General features: G+C 41.4%; 14 protein-coding genes. 13 read left to right on the plus strand and 1 reads right to left on the minus strand.

What is annotated here, in order from left to right:
- The first annotated feature begins 4 nt into the window (after positions 1-4).
- The 12 genes from M2353_RS05585 (at position 5) to M2353_RS05640 (ending at position 13,651) form a co-directional block, all read left to right on the plus strand.
- A complete protein-coding gene (locus M2353_RS05585; protein WP_003211530.1) occupies positions 5-313 on the plus strand; it encodes a metal-sulfur cluster assembly factor in 309 nt (102 codons plus the stop codon).
- Between the two features lie 122 nt (positions 314-435).
- A complete protein-coding gene (locus M2353_RS05590) occupies positions 436-1,881 on the plus strand; it encodes an FAD-binding protein (protein WP_284725093.1) in 1,446 nt (481 codons plus the stop codon).
- Complete coding sequence (locus M2353_RS05595) at positions 1,878-2,426, plus strand: MFS transporter (protein ID WP_284725094.1); 549 nt, start codon at positions 1,878-1,880, stop codon at positions 2,424-2,426. Before M2353_RS05590 ends, M2353_RS05595 begins: the two co-directional genes overlap by 4 nt.
- Before the next feature lie 138 nt (positions 2,427-2,564).
- On the plus strand, positions 2,565-3,602 hold the full coding sequence (argC, locus tag M2353_RS05600; RefSeq protein WP_026050072.1) for an N-acetyl-gamma-glutamyl-phosphate reductase: 1,038 nt from the start codon (positions 2,565-2,567) through the stop codon (positions 3,600-3,602).
- A 20-nt stretch (positions 3,603-3,622) separates the two neighbouring features.
- Entirely contained in the window at positions 3,623-4,843 is a 1,221-nt protein-coding gene (argJ, locus tag M2353_RS05605; protein ID WP_007499060.1) for a bifunctional ornithine acetyltransferase/N-acetylglutamate synthase, read from the plus strand.
- A 14-nt stretch (positions 4,844-4,857) separates the two neighbouring features.
- The gene (argB, locus tag M2353_RS05610) at positions 4,858-5,634 is read left to right on the plus strand and encodes an acetylglutamate kinase (protein ID WP_017360181.1); all 777 of its coding nucleotides are present in this window, start codon (positions 4,858-4,860) and stop codon (positions 5,632-5,634) included.
- The gene (locus M2353_RS05615) at positions 5,631-6,782 is read left to right on the plus strand and encodes an acetylornithine transaminase (protein WP_008348527.1); all 1,152 of its coding nucleotides are present in this window, start codon (positions 5,631-5,633) and stop codon (positions 6,780-6,782) included. The genes argB and M2353_RS05615 overlap by 4 nt, the downstream gene beginning before the upstream one ends.
- 69 nt (positions 6,783-6,851) lie before the next feature.
- Entirely contained in the window at positions 6,852-7,913 is a 1,062-nt protein-coding gene (locus M2353_RS05620; RefSeq protein WP_017367005.1) for a carbamoyl phosphate synthase small subunit, read from the plus strand.
- Positions 7,906-10,986: a carbamoyl-phosphate synthase (glutamine-hydrolyzing) large subunit gene (locus M2353_RS05625; protein WP_056407968.1), complete on the plus strand. Its 3,081-nt coding sequence runs from the start codon at positions 7,906-7,908 to the stop codon at positions 10,984-10,986. The genes M2353_RS05620 and M2353_RS05625 overlap by 8 nt, the downstream gene beginning before the upstream one ends.
- Positions 10,983-11,933: an ornithine carbamoyltransferase gene (argF, locus tag M2353_RS05630; RefSeq protein WP_284725095.1), complete on the plus strand. Its 951-nt coding sequence runs from the start codon at positions 10,983-10,985 to the stop codon at positions 11,931-11,933. The genes M2353_RS05625 and argF overlap by 4 nt, the downstream gene beginning before the upstream one ends.
- A 103-nt stretch (positions 11,934-12,036) precedes the next feature.
- Positions 12,037-12,216 (plus strand): YjzC family protein, encoded by a 180-nt coding sequence (locus tag M2353_RS05635; protein WP_008348517.1) that lies wholly within the window; start codon positions 12,037-12,039, stop codon positions 12,214-12,216.
- A gap of 169 nt (positions 12,217-12,385) precedes the next feature.
- Positions 12,386-13,651 carry an MFS transporter gene (locus tag M2353_RS05640; protein ID WP_007499050.1) on the plus strand — a complete coding sequence of 422 codons (1,266 nt, stop codon included), beginning with the start codon at positions 12,386-12,388 and terminating at the stop codon, positions 13,649-13,651.
- Positions 13,652-13,770: 119 nt separating this feature from the next.
- Here M2353_RS05640 and M2353_RS05645 read toward each other — a convergent pair whose 3' ends face one another.
- Positions 13,771-13,965, minus strand: coding sequence for a YjzD family protein (locus M2353_RS05645; RefSeq protein ID WP_024720055.1), 195 nt, complete (start codon positions 13,963-13,965; stop codon positions 13,771-13,773).
- A 211-nt stretch (positions 13,966-14,176) separates the two neighbouring features.
- On the opposite strand from M2353_RS05645, the gene M2353_RS05650 reads away from it, so the two are divergent.
- Positions 14,177-14,917, plus strand: coding sequence for a hypothetical protein (locus tag M2353_RS05650; protein WP_284725096.1), 741 nt, complete (start codon positions 14,177-14,179; stop codon positions 14,915-14,917).
- The last annotated feature ends 29 nt before the right edge of the window (positions 14,918-14,946 follow it).

A 14,946-nucleotide genomic window follows, 5' to 3' on the forward strand; every position in this document is an offset into this window, starting at 1 on the left:
TATCATGGATGAAGCATTGAAAGAAAATATTTTAGGCGCCCTAGAACAGGTGATTGACCCTGAGTTAAACGTAGACATCGTCAACCTTGGACTTGTCTATGATGTCGATCTTGATGAGAATGGAAAAGCGGATATCACAATGACTTTAACATCAATGGGGTGTCCCCTAGCACCAGTTATCGTCGATGAAGTGAAAAAAGCATTAAGTGACTTGCCTGAAGTGAAAGAAACAGAAGTTCACATCGTATGGAATCCACCTTGGACACGTGACAAAATGTCAAGATACGCTAAAATTGCGCTTGGTATTCAATAAGTAAATACGAAAAATGCCTGGTATGAGTTGAACTCGTACCAGGTTTTTTTATGAAAAATTAAGGTAGAGGAGGAGTATGGCTTGATATAATGGATGTAATTTTATAGAACGGAGTACCTATAATGAAACGAAAGTGGATATGGATCGTTCTTTTGATGGGATATGGCGCTGCCTTTTTTGCATCAGTCTCTATACGTGAAGGTCAAGTACACAAAAGACAAGGACTTGATGCGTTTACAGATGTAAGTCACCTTATGCCGGTCAAAATAAAAAAAGTCGTGCAAGGAAAAGAAATAGAATCTTTAAAAGAAGTATTAGAAGAAGTAAAAGAGAAGAATCTGCCCATTTCAATCGCCGGAAAGCAGCATAGTATGGGCGGCCACACGTATTATGAAAATGGCATTGTACTAGACATGACGAAATTTCGCCGAATCGTGTCATTTAATGAAAAAAAGAAGACCATTCGGGTCCAGAGCGGCGCCACATGGGATGATATTCAAAAATATGTGAACCCATATGGTCTTGCAGTAAAGGTGATGCAATCTCAAAACATCTTTACGATTGGTGGCTCGTTAAGTGCAAATGCACATGGACGTGACATTCGCTACGGCTCACTCATTGACACTGTGCGCTCTTTCACACTGTTAAAAGCAGATGGAGAGATCATCACAGTAAAGCCTAGCGATGATTTATTTACTGCCGTGATTGGAGGATACGGCTTATTCGGTGTCATTTTAGATGTTGAGCTGTCCTTAACAAAGGATGAATTATATAAAATGGAGACAACCTCTCTACACTTCGATGAATACACTGATTATTTTCAAAAGCATGTAAAGAACAATAAAGAAGTGCGCATGCATCTCGCAAGAATCTCTACAGCGAAAACAAATTTTTTGAAAGAGATGTATGTGACGAATTATTCGCTTATTTCTGATCAACAGATCGATCCATACCGCGAGCTCAAAGAAGATCAGCTCGTCATCCCTTTAAAATTTATGCTCGGCCTTTCGAGAAGATTTGATATGGGGAAAGATTTGCTATGGAACTTGCAAAAAAAGTATTTTCAAAGTCAAAATGACCAGCTGATCACAAGAAATAACGTGATGCGGTCTGATTCTGCTTTTTTAGAATATGAAAATGAGTCAGATACCGATGTGCTTCAAGAATACTTTGTTCCAGTTGATCGTTTTCGTGCGTATATCGATGACATGAGAAGCTTTTTACAACAGGAAGAATTGAATTTAATGAACATCACGATCCGCTACGTACAAAAAAATGAAAAAGCGGATCTCTCATATGCGAAAGAAGATATGTTTGCACTTGTTTTGTTAGTGAATTATGGTTTTGAGAAAGAAGAGAAGGCAGAAGCAGAGCGGGTCATCCGGCAAATGACAGATATCACCTTGCGGCACCATGGAAGCTATTACTTACCATACATGCCGTATCAAACGAAAGCACAAATGAAACAAGCGTATCCAAAAACCGATCTATTCTTTCAAAAGAAAAAGCAAGCAGATCCAGATGGCAGATTTATCAACTACTTTTATGAAAGGTACAATACACAATGAATGCTAAAGCAATGAAATGGTTCGTTTATTCACAAAGTCTACTGTTTTTCGCCAGTAGTCTCATTTTCCCTTTTTATATTCTTTTTATTAAAAATGTTGGGTCGAGCTATTCTCAATTTGGTCTTGCTTATGGTCTGTTTGGTTTGAGCGGTGCGTTCATTCATTTATTATTAGGAAAACTTCCTGAAACGACCGACAGGCGTCTCTTTTTAATCATTCATTCGTTTGGTATGGCGTTTCTTCTTCTACTTTTTCCACATATCACAGAAGTAGAGCAAGTTTATATGATTCAGCTTGCCTTAGGTGTGCTAGGTGGTGTTCAGAAGCACGGAGAGAAACTACTCGTCACCGAACTCACAAATGAGAAAAAGCGAATGAAAGAAGTTGGGCACTATCATTTTTGGACAGCGCTTTTTTCATCCATCGCCATTATGCTTGGCGTCCTTTTTGCTGATTTCTTCACCATTCATTTGATTTTTTATGCAAGTTCCCTATTATATTTATGCAGTGCGCTTCTGGTCCTCAATATGAAGAACAATAGATAAAATCCGCATGTCTCACGAAGATATGTGGATTTTTTTATGAAAAAAAATGAAAACAAATATTAAATATACAATTGAATTAATTTTTATACATGTTATAATGTTAAATAATTTCACAAAGATCAAGAGGGTGTATTGACGTTGAAAATAGGTATTATAGGTGCTACAGGGTACGGTGGTGCGGAATTAGTTCGTATCTTTAAGCAGCATCCACATGTGGAGGAATGTATATTGTATTCATCAAGTGGTGATGGGCAATTATACAGTCAATCTTATCCGCATCTGACAACGATTACTGACCAAACATTAAAAGCCATTGATCCGGCTGCCATTGTGCAAGAAACAGATGCTGTGTTTTTAGCGACACCAGCAGGCGTTTCAAGTGAACTCACACCGAAGCTCATGAATCAAGGGGTGCCAATTATTGATTTATCAGGTGACTTGCGCATTCAAGATGGAACTGTTTATGAAGCGTGGTATAAACGAAGGGCAGCGGATGAAGCATCGGTTCAACAAGCTGTATACGGATTATCTGAATTGAATCGTGAAACCATTAAGCAAGCGGAAGTCATTGCAAACCCCGGCTGCTTTCCTACTGCAGTTCTTCTAGGTTTAGCACCGCTGATGAAACAGAATTTAATCGATGAATCTATGATCATAATAGATGCAAAAACCGGGGTGTCCGGTGCAGGACGATCAGCCTCACTTGGCACACATTTTTCAGAGCTGAACGATAACTTTAAAATTTATAAGGTGAATGAACATCAGCACACACCTGAAATAGAACAAGTACTTAGAGAATGGAACCCGCAAACGGCGAACATCACATTTTCAACACACCTTGTCCCGATGACAAGAGGGATTATGGCGACGATGTATACACAATTGAAATCAGATGTCACAAAAGAAGAATTAATGAAACGGATGAAGGATTTTTATGAAGATTCCTATTTTGTAAGAGTGAGAGATCACGGGATATATCCGCAAACAAAAGAAGTATACGGCAGTAACTTCTGTGACATTGGTTTTCATTTAGATGAGCGAACAGGTAGACTGACGATTGTATCTGTCATAGATAATCTCATGAAAGGTGCAGCCGGCCAAGCGGTTCAAAACTTCAACATCATCAAAGGCTTACATGAAGAGGCGGGCCTCACAATGACACCTCTCTATCCATAAGAACAGGGGAGACAACAAACATGATCGAATTGAATGAAAAAAGTATTGTCAAAATTGACGGGGACGTATCATCACCAAAAGGTTTTGAAGCAAAGGGGATTCATATAGGATTACGCTATTCAAAAAAAGACCTTGGCTTGATCATCAGTGAAGTACCAGCAGCGAGTGCAGCGGTATACACTCAAAGTCACTTTCAAGCTGCGCCTCTTCAAGTCACACAAAAAAGCTTAAAAAAGACGGGCAAACTAAAAGGTGTCATTGTCAATAGTGCCATCGCCAACGCATGTACAGGTGAGCAGGGATTAAAAGATGCATACGACATGCAGGCAGCCTGTGCAGACATGTTAGGCACAGAGCCTGATTACATTGCTGTATCTTCTACTGGTGTCATTGGAGAGTGTCTGGATATGGATAAAATCAAAACAGGCATCGCTCAGCTAAAAGAAGCAAAAGCAGGAAATGGCCACTTTGAAGAAGCGATTTTAACAACAGATACAGTCATTAAAAATACGACATACTCCTTGACGATAGACGGGAAAGAGATTCTCATTTCTGGTGCAGCAAAAGGCTCTGGTATGATTCATCCGAACATGGCAACAATGCTCGGGTTTGTCACAACCGATGCAAATGTCGAACAAGAAGCTTTGCAAAATGCTCTTCGTGACATTACAGATGTGACGTTTAATCAAATTACCGTCGATGGAGAAACATCAACTAACGATATGGTGCTTGTGATGGCAAATGGAATGGCAGAAAACCAGGCACTGAATGAAGAACATCCAGAATGGCCATTGTTTAAAGAAGGATTAAAACTAGCCTGTGAAGATCTAGCAAAAGAGATTGCAAGAGACGGAGAAGGTGCAACCAAATTAATCGAAGCGAAAGTTGTTGGTGCAAAAAACAACTTAGAAGCGGGTATTATTGCAAAAAAAATCGTAGGTTCAAGTCTTGTGAAAACAGCCGTATACGGTACGGACGCCAACTGGGGACGGATTGTCGGAGCAATCGGTCATAGCGCAGCTTCTGTCACGCCAGAAGAGGTGGAAGTTTACTTAGGCGGGCAATGTCTGTTTAAACATAATGAACCTCAGTCTTTCTCAGAAGAGGAAGCAAAAGCGTATCTAGAGCAGGATGAGATTACGATTTTCATTCAAATGAATGAAGGAAATGGTGAAGCGGCAGCATGGGGCTGTGACCTTACCTATGATTATGTGAAAATTAACGCGAGCTATCGCACATAATGAAGGAGATAGACATGGATAAAACGATCGTGTTCAAGTGTGGAGGCAGTGTCATTCGAGAACTTTCCGATACCTTTTATGAAAATGTCCGCTCACTTCAAGCTGCTGGATTTAAACTGGCTATCGTACATGGCGGGGGTCCTGAAATCACGAGCATGCTGCAAAAATTAGAAGTGAAAACGGAATTTGTAGATGGACAGCGCAAAACAACAAAGCCGGTGTTAGAGGTAGCCGAAATGGTCCTTTCAGGAACGGTGAATAAATACTTTGTTTCAGAGTTGGCAAAGCATGATATATCATCTGTCGGTGTATCTGGTAAAGATGGACAGATGCTTGTCGCCGATTTTCTCGATCAAGATGTATATGGGTACGTTGGCGAAATCAAAGAAGTCAATCCAGAGATGGCAGAAGCACTAATGGAGAAACAATTCATTCCCGTCATTGCGCCGCTATCTATGACCGAAGAATGCCAAACGTTAAATGTAAATGCTGATCTTGCAGCATCAGCAGTCGCAGGAGCTATGAAAGCTGATAAGCTCATGTTTGTCACAGATGTGGAAGGAATTTTAAAAAATGGTGAGCTGTTAGACGTTGTCACCGAACAAGAAGCTCTCAAGCTCATCGATGAAGGTATTATTTCCGGGGGAATGATTCCAAAAGTGCAATCTGCGCTAAGTGCTTTATCAGGAGATGTGGATGAAGTCATGATTGTGAATGGAAAAGGCAGTATTTTTACAGGAGATACCTTTAAAGGAACTCGAATTGTAAAACAAAAGGAGGCGGTCCTGTGAGTCATCTCTTTCAAACGTACGGACGGTGGAATGTTGAAATTAAAGAGGCAGAAGGTTCTTGGGCAGTTGATACAACTGGGAAAAAATATTTAGACTTTATACAAGGCATTGCGGTCACGAATTTAGGTCACAATCATCCAAAGGTCAATCAAGCCATCAAGAAGCAGCTTGACGAGGTCTGGCACGTATCAAATCTATTTGAAAATGGACTGCAAGAAAAAGCAGCGGAAAAGCTGGCAGCCAACAGTTCAGGAGATCTCGTATTTTTCTGCAACAGCGGGGCTGAAGCGAATGAAGGGGCTATTAAATTGGCCCGAAAAGCAACAGGTAAAACAAATATTGTGACGTTTTTGCACTCTTTCCATGGGCGCACGTATGCTGGTATGGCTGCCACAGGTCAAGATAAAATCAAAACTGGTTTTGGACCGATGCTGGAAGGCTTTCATTATGTACCGTTTAATGACCCTGAAGCGATCACAGCGTGTGAAATCGATGATGTCGCAGCGGTCATGCTGGAAGTGGTGCAAGGTGAAGGTGGAGTGAATCCAGCTACAGCTGAATTTCTAGAAGCCGTTCAAACGTTTTGCAAAAAACATCAAGCACTGCTGATTGTAGATGAAATCCAAACAGGTATTGGGCGAACAGGGACAGCATTTGCCTATGAGCAATCGGGACTTGATCCTGATATTATTTCAGCCGCAAAAGGTTTAGGAAATGGATTTCCAGTCGGTGCAGTGATAGGGAAAAAAGCTTTAGGGGATGCATTTTCTCCAGGCTCTCATGGCACAACATTTGGTGGCAATATGCTCGCTATGTCAGCTGTGAACGCAACCCTTGATGTAATATTCAAAGAAGACTTTCTTTCAGAAGTGAAAGAAAAGGGTGCGTACCTTTTAAAGAGACTGCAAGAAGTCAAGCAGCTGAACATCGTGAAAGAAGTACGTGGCAAAGGATTAATGGCAGGAATTGAGTGTCATCAGCCAGTAGGTGATTACATCACAGCCCTTCGAGAGCAAGGTTTGCTGGTGCTTCCAGCTGGTCCGAATGTCATTCGTTTATTACCTCCGCTGAATGTCAAAAAAGTTGAATTGGATCAAGCCATTGAAGCAATCATTCAAGTGTTAGCAAATGAAGCAGTAACGGTCTAAATTTTTTTACACCAGAACGCATAAACATGCATTTATATTATTAATTATTCAATATGGGGTGACACAAGCATGAAAGGTTATTTAAATTTAGAAGATGGAGCCTCTTTTGAAGGAGATCTGACAGGAGAAGCTGGCATGACAGGTGAAGTGGTCTTTTTTACAGGGATGACAGGTTATCAGGAGGTGCTCACAGATCCTTCTTATAAAGGACAAATCATTGTCTTCACATATCCGCTCATCGGAAATTACGGCATCAATCATGAAGACTTTGAGAGCAAAAAACCACAAGTGAAAGCGGTCGTTGTCTATGAGGCAGCTGACCATTTTTCTCATCACCTTGCAGCCGTAAGCTTAAAAGATTATTTACAGAAGTGGAACATTCCGCTTCTTACACATACAGATACTCGCGCTGTCGTGCAGAACATTCGAGCAAATGGAACGATGAATGCAGTGCTTAGTTTAGACGAAAATGAAACGCCACCTGCAATGAAGCAAGACAATGTGGTTGAGCAGGTCACAGAAGATGAAGTATACACACAAGGCAGCGGCGAGGATCATGTAGCACTCATTGATTTTGGCTTTAAAAAATCAATTGCGGATTCACTCGAAGCGCGCGGCTGTAAAGTCACAGTGATTCCGTACAAACAAATGGAAAAGGTATTTGATATCAAGCCAGATGCGATCCTTTTGTCAAATGGACCTGGAGATCCAAAAACAATGAAGCCATATTTAAAAACCATTCATGACATCATGATGACCTTCCCGACACTAGGCATTTGCTTAGGTCATCAATTAATTGCTCTTGCGCTTGGCGGGGATACGTATAAGCTTCCTTTTGGCCACCGCGGGGCGAATCATCCTGTACAAGATACAGAATCAAAACGTGTCTTTATGACAAGCCAAAATCATAGCTATGTGGTCAATGAAAAAAGCATGAATGACAAAGAAGTGGACGTCAAATTCCTCCACGTGAATGACGGATCTGTTGAAGGATTCATTCATAAAGAGAAGCTGATTATGTCCGTTCAATTTCATCCAGAAGCACATCCAGGCCCTGCAGAAAGTGAATGGGTATTCGATGATTTTATTGAGAAAGTGAAACAAGCAAGGAGAGAAGTCGCACATGCCTAAAGATCAAAGCATACAAACCATTCTAGTCATCGGGTCTGGTCCAATCATCATTGGTCAGGCAGCAGAATTTGATTACTCAGGAACACAAGGTTGTATGGCCTTAAAAGAAGAAGGCTACAACGTCATCTTAGTGAATAACAACCCAGCAACCATTATGACAGACGAGTCATTTGCTGATGAAATTTATTTTGAACCGCTTTCAGTTGATTCAGTGACAAGAATCATTGAAAAAGAGAAACCAGATGGTCTTTTAGCCAATCTTGGAGGACAGACGGCTTTAAACCTTGCTGTCGAGTTGGAAAAAGCCGGTGTGCTGAAAAAGCATGGGGTAAAACTGCTCGGAACGTCAGTTGAAACAATTGAAAACGGTGAAGATCGTGAGAAATTCCGTGCTCTCATGAAGCATTTGAATGAACCTGTACCAGAAAGTGAAATTGTGGATAATGCGAAAGACGCCCTTCAATTTGCAAAAGAAGTGGGCTTTCCTGTCATTCTTCGACCAGCCTATACACTTGGTGGTAAAGGGGGAGGCATCGCTTTAACTGAAGAGGCTTTTAAACCGCTGATTGAAGGTGCTCTTCTAGCGAGTCCGATTCATCAGTGCTTAGTTGAAAAAAGCATTGCTGGCTTTAAAGAAGTCGAGTATGAGGTCATGAGAGATCGTCAAAATACGTGTATCACTGTATGTAACATGGAAAATATCGATCCAGTTGGTGTGCATACAGGCGACTCGATTGTCGTTGCACCGTCACAGACATTAACGGATCAGGATTATCAAATGCTCCGCTCAGCAAGCTTAAAAATTATTTCAGCGCTTGATGTCGTTGGGGGCTGTAATATCCAGTTCGCTCTTGATCCACTTAGCAAAGAATATTTTGTCATTGAGGTCAACCCTCGGGTCAGCCGGTCTTCTGCTCTTGCATCGAAAGCAACAGGCTATCCGATTGCCAAAATGGCGGCAAAACTTGCGGTCGGTTATACACTAGATGAATTGAAAAATCCGCTTACAGGAACAACGTATGCTAGCTTTGAGCCGGCACTCGATTATGTCGTGGTGAAATTCCCGCGTTGGCCGTTCGATAAATTTAAACAGGCAGACCGGAAATTAGGCACAAAAATGAAGGCGACTGGTGAAGTCATGGCGATTGACCGTAATTTAGAATCTGCCATTCAAAAAGCCGTCGCATCACTTGAAATCAAAACAAAGGGCTTCCACTTGCCTGAACTGAAAGAACATTCGACTGAACAGTTGTTTGAATTAATCAAAACACCGGACGATCGCCGTTTCTTCGCTGTCATGGAGCTTCTTTCCAGACAAGAAACCGTTGAAACGATTCATGAAACGACGAAGATTGATCTGTTTTTCTTACATGTCTTCAAGAATATGATCACACTCGAACAAGAATTGAAGAATCATCAGGGGACGCTATCCAAAGACACCTTAAGAAAGGTGAAAGAAAAAGGTTTCCTTGATGAAACAATCGCTTCTCTGACGGATCGCAGTGAACAAGATATCAGACAGCTTCGTCAAGAGTATGGCATTGCCGCTTCATTTAAAATTGTCGATACATGTGCGGCTGAATTCGATGCAAAAACGAATTACTTCTATTCTACGTACTTTGGCAAAAGTGATGGAGAGCATCAAGAGAAAACAAAGCAGCGTGCACTCATCATTGGCTCTGGTCCGATTCGAATTGGGCAAGGGGTCGAGTTTGATTATAGTGCCGTTCATGGCGTTCTTACTTTACAAAAGCTTGGATTTGAAACCATCATGATGAACAATAATCCAGAAACGGTTAGTACCGATTATGAGATTGCAGATCGTTTATACTTTGAGCCGATCACGTTAGAACATATTTTAAACGTAGTTGAAGCGGAGCAAATTGATTTTGTCATCGTTCAATTTGGCGGGCAGACAGCAATCAATGTGGCGGAAGGTTTAGAAAAAGCCGGCGTTACCTTGTTAGGCACGTCCTTTGACACACTAGATGCATTAGAAGATCGCGATTTATTCTATCAGCTTCTTGATGAACTGAATCTTCCTCATGCAAAAGGAGATACAGCACATTCAAAAGAAGAAGCACTGGAGCATGCTGCAAGCATCGGGTACCCTGTTCTTATTCGTCCATCATATGTCATTGGTGGAATGGGCATGATCGTTGTTCATACAGAAGCTCAATTGGCAGAACTACTTGATCAGCCAGATCATTTACCTTATCCGATCTTAATTGATGAGTATGTCACTGGAAAAGAAGTGGAAGTGGATCTCATTTCAGACGGACAAACGACATTCATTCCAACAATTGTTGAGCATATTGAAAAAGCGGGCGTACACTCAGGTGACAGCTTTGCCATCTTACCAAGTGTCTCTATTAGTGAAGACATCAAACAACAGGTGTATAACGCTTCTGAACAAATCGCAAAGAAATTAGCTTTTAAAGGCATTATGAATATTCAATTTGTGATAAAAGGGAATCAGGCGCTCGTATTAGAGGTGAATCCTCGGGCAAGCCGGACTGTTCCAGTTGTAAGTAAAGTCATGGGTGTTGACATGATTCCAATGGCGACTCAGCTGTTAGCTGGTGCAACGCTTGAAGAATTGAAACCGGCAACGAAGAATAAGGGGGGCACAGCTGTTAAATTCCCAGTCTTCTCCTCACATGCCATTCAAGATATCGATTTAAAGCTCACACCTGAAATGAAGGCGACGGGTGAAGGAATGTGTGTAGGAAAGAACGTCGAAAGCGCCTTGAAAAAAGTGTTTGCACCGATCTGGAAACAGAAAGGAAGCCTCTTTATACAAGGCAGTGAATTATTCGTAGATGAAGCAAAACGAGCAGGCTTTGACGTCTGGACTGGCAGCTTTGAATCGTGGCTGCAACAAGACGATAAATCGCTTCACATTCATTTAGGTGATGATGAAGAGGCAAAAGAACAGCGTGTAAAAGCACTCACACATGGTGTTCAAGTTCTAACCGAATATGAAACGGCGCAAGCGTTCCTGCAAGGAAAAGATGGAGATGTATCACCAGTATCTCTCCACGAATTATATAAAAAGGAAGTGACGGCATGAGCCAAGTCGACGTGCAACCGGCATTATATGGAAAAGACTTTTTATCGTTAAAAGACTTTTCGATCAATGACATTGCGTACTTAATTGAAAAAGCAGAAGAAATGAAACAACATCCATATCAAGATTTATTCAAAGGAAAAACATTAGCGATGATCTTTGAAAAATCTTCAACTAGAACCCGTGTCTCGTTTGAAGCGGGCATGACGCAGCTAGGCGGACATGCGCTCTTCCTCAGCTCAAATGATCTGCAAATTGGCAGAGGAGAAACGATTGGTGATACAGCGCAGGTGCTGTCTGGGTATGTAGATGGCATTATGATTCGAACCTTTGAACATGAGAAGGTAGAAGAACTTGCAAAATACGCCTCTATTCCAGTGATCAACGGACTAACGGACTACTCTCATCCATGTCAGGCACTGGCTGATTTACTGACGATTAAAGAAGCAAAAGGCACACTAAAAGGTGTGAAAGTGGCGTACATCGGTGATGGGAATAATGTGGCTCATTCCTTAATGGTCGGCTGCGCGCAGTTAGGCTGTGACATTGCCGTTGCATCACCAAAAGGCTATGAACCTCTTCAAGGGGTGACAGACACTGCCCGGGCGTTTGCAAAACAATCAGGCGCAGAAGTCATCGTCACAACAGATCCAGTAGCTGCTGTTCAGGATGCAGATGTCATTTATTCAGACGTATTTACAAGCATGGGACAGGAAGCTGAAACAGAGAAACGTCTAGCAGAATTTAAAGAATATCAAGTCAATGAGGAACTCATGCAACATGCAACAGCAGATTATATCTTCCTTCATTGTCTGCCGGCACACCGCGGAGAAGAAGTGACGGCTGATATCATTGATGGACCACACTCTAAAGTATTCCAGCAAGCAGAAAATCGTCTGCATGTGCAAAAAGCGTTAATCAAAGAACTCATGTATCAACAACCTAAATAAATCACAAGTGTCCCTGTCTCGACTGAGCAGGGACTTTTTACATATTGGATTGGAGAGGCAATGGACGGGACATAATAACATCAATCGAGAAAGGAGGATGGAAATGGGTCAACAGCATCAGTTTAAATCTGGTAATAAGGCACCTAATAATGGTGTTTATATCGAAATCGGTGAGACCGGTAGTATGGTGAAAGATCCTTTAAAGATAAAGCTTAAAGCAGGAGACGTCTTTCCGGATAACTCGAACCATAACCGCGTTTGGACTTACCAAAGAAAGCCGTAAGCAATTGACTAAGAGTCCATATGAATAAGTCTTTAGAGGCATGTGTCATGCCTCTTTTTTCTTTATAATAAAAAACAATTAAGTTCCAATTTTCAAATAAATAGTATGAAAAAAAGAAAGATTAAGGTAAAATATGTAAGAATAGTATAAGGTTGAAAGGATTTGTGTGATGGAAAAGATGAATCTCAGTGAAAGTGTTTGGAATAAACGCTTCACCTCATTGTTCATATCAAGACTCATAAAAAATACAGGAGAAAGTTTTGCTTTTACATCCGTTCTTTGGTTATTGATTTTAAGAGGGGATGGAGCGCTCGGTACCGGACTTCTTCTAGCAGTGACAGTTCTTCCTTCATCATTGTTGGCCCCAATACTAGGACCTCTTATGAAAAGACATCATTTATCTAAATGGATGTTTGCTTCAGATGTCATTCGAGCAACCATTGTACTCATTATTCCACTACTGCATTTTTCGCACATATTGCCTCTATGGTTATTGATCTCATTAATGGTTATTCAATCGGCAACAGGTGCAGCATATAACCCGGCTTCTGTGGCCATCCTGCCGCAGATTGTTCCAAAGCATCTCATTCAAAAAGCAAATGCGATCCTGCAATCATCTTTTGAAATTGTCGCACTTGCTGCGGTGATGGTCGCTGGTCTTTTGGTCAAATTAATTGGCCCTGCAGATACGCTCCTAATCACCACTGCTTTATTTATCATATCGGGCTTGTTCATTATTGGCGTTAAACTCCAAAAGTCAGATGCAGAAAAAGCAGCAGACATTAAACAAGCAAAGAATACATATCTGTATAACTTAAAAAGAGGCTTTCTAGTCGTTAAAAATCATCATATTTTATTTGCACTGACCCTTTATTGTATTTTAATGAATGTCGCCGCAGCTCCGTGGCAGGCATTATCCGCTGTATATGTAGCAGAAGCGCTGCAAAGTGATTCAATGGTGTATTCCATTTTAAGAGGTGTCGCTGCAGTCGGTGCGTTTATGATGGGCTTTGCACTGGCGAAGGTGAAAATCAAAAGATTCGGCTTGTTCTTTATTGTCGCAGGCATGATTGAAGGTGCTGCATTCTTTATCACTGGAATGAGTACATGGCTTCCAGTCGTTCTTCTAGCTTCCTTTATTTTTGGTGCAGCCGTCAGTGCGATCAATGTCCCAGAGATGGTCATTATTCAAACGTCTGTTGACCAAGAAGATCAGCCGCAAGTATATGCCGTGATCAATGCGTCATCAAATGTCTTTCTCCCGCTTGCAGCCGTCATATCGGGCGTCCTGGCAGAACGCTTTGGAGCAGGACCTGTCATTGCGGGGGGTGGTGTGCTTGAGATTTTATCAGGCATCGCGATCTTCCTGTTCACAGGGCTAGCGAAAAGCCATTTGTCAGCAGACAAACAGAAGTCCGAAACGGTTGAGGTGTAACTTAAAAACCCCCTGTAATTGACGGCAGGGGGTTTTAGTGTGCGCTCTCAACTTCTGGTCATCATTCTGAAAAAAAGAAAAAGAGCTAACCTCAAATCATTAGCTCTTTTCCAGCAATATTAAGAATGTTCTGTTGAACTTTCTGTTTCTTTCATTGGACTTACTTCAGCAAAGATGAATAAAATAACCGTAAACACTATGGCAAGAATGGAAGTTAACGTAAAATCATAAGCAGCTCCATTCATAGATGAAACGATGTAACCAGCCATATGTGTCAGCAGAAAAGTCCAAATGAGGGTGATAATGTAATGCATTATTCCACCGTCCTTTATGTAACAATCTATTGACTATCATACCATAGATACGAGTTCAGAGAAAAGACTGTTTTCCGCCTTTATGTGACCATTTTGAGACCTTCTACTATAAAAATAAAAAGAATTCTTCTGTCTTAGGGGATTTCCTTATTCCTACAAGAGTTGTTGTTCATATCATAGAAAGCAGAATCACTGAAAGGAGGCTGGCCATATGGGTGTAAGCGAACGTTTTTTCCAGCTTGGTTCCCAGTGGAACGTCATTCACCTTCCTCAAAAACCAAATGGCTTTGGCATTCTAATCCTCGGTGACCGAAATCACTTTGTGCAGGAAAATACATCATTCTGGCTTCAGCATTACGGAAGAAACCAGCTATTAACTGCTTTAAAGGATGAAGGATATACATTGTTTAATAGTCATCTTCATGGGAATCACTGGGGATGTGAAGATGCTGTTTTTAGTGCGAAACAGCTTGTTCATCACACATTAAAACAAGAAATATTAAACCGGGAAATTCATGTGCTGGCAGAGGGAATGGGCGCACTTGTCGCCATGAGTCTTGCCGAAGAAATGCCAGAAGTGCTAAGGTCTATAGCCGTGATGAATCCATGTTTACACCTGCAAGCACAAAGAGAAAGAGAAAAGGAACACAAATTCTTCTACAAACAGTTCATGAAAGAACTCGCACAGAGCTATGGGTGCTCTGCAAAGGAAGCAGAAACGTATCCACTTCCTTCTTGCCCCGTTCATTCAGCTCATGTACCGATTCATATATGGCAGAGACTAAACGGCGCACCGTATGCCTATGAACTACATGCAAAGCCTTTTATTGATCAACATATGATGAATCCAGACCATTGTCAGATGGACCTTACCTTGCATATGTTTGATCATCCAAGAAGAATCTTTCAGTCCATTCACAAGTTTTATAAATCGCATGAAAGAGAATTGTAATGAATAGGATGATAACAGCCCTTCATGGA

The organism is Bacillus aerius (assembly GCF_029894105.1).
In the GTDB taxonomy this organism is placed as follows: domain Bacteria; phylum Bacillota; class Bacilli; order Bacillales; family Bacillaceae; genus Bacillus; species Bacillus altitudinis.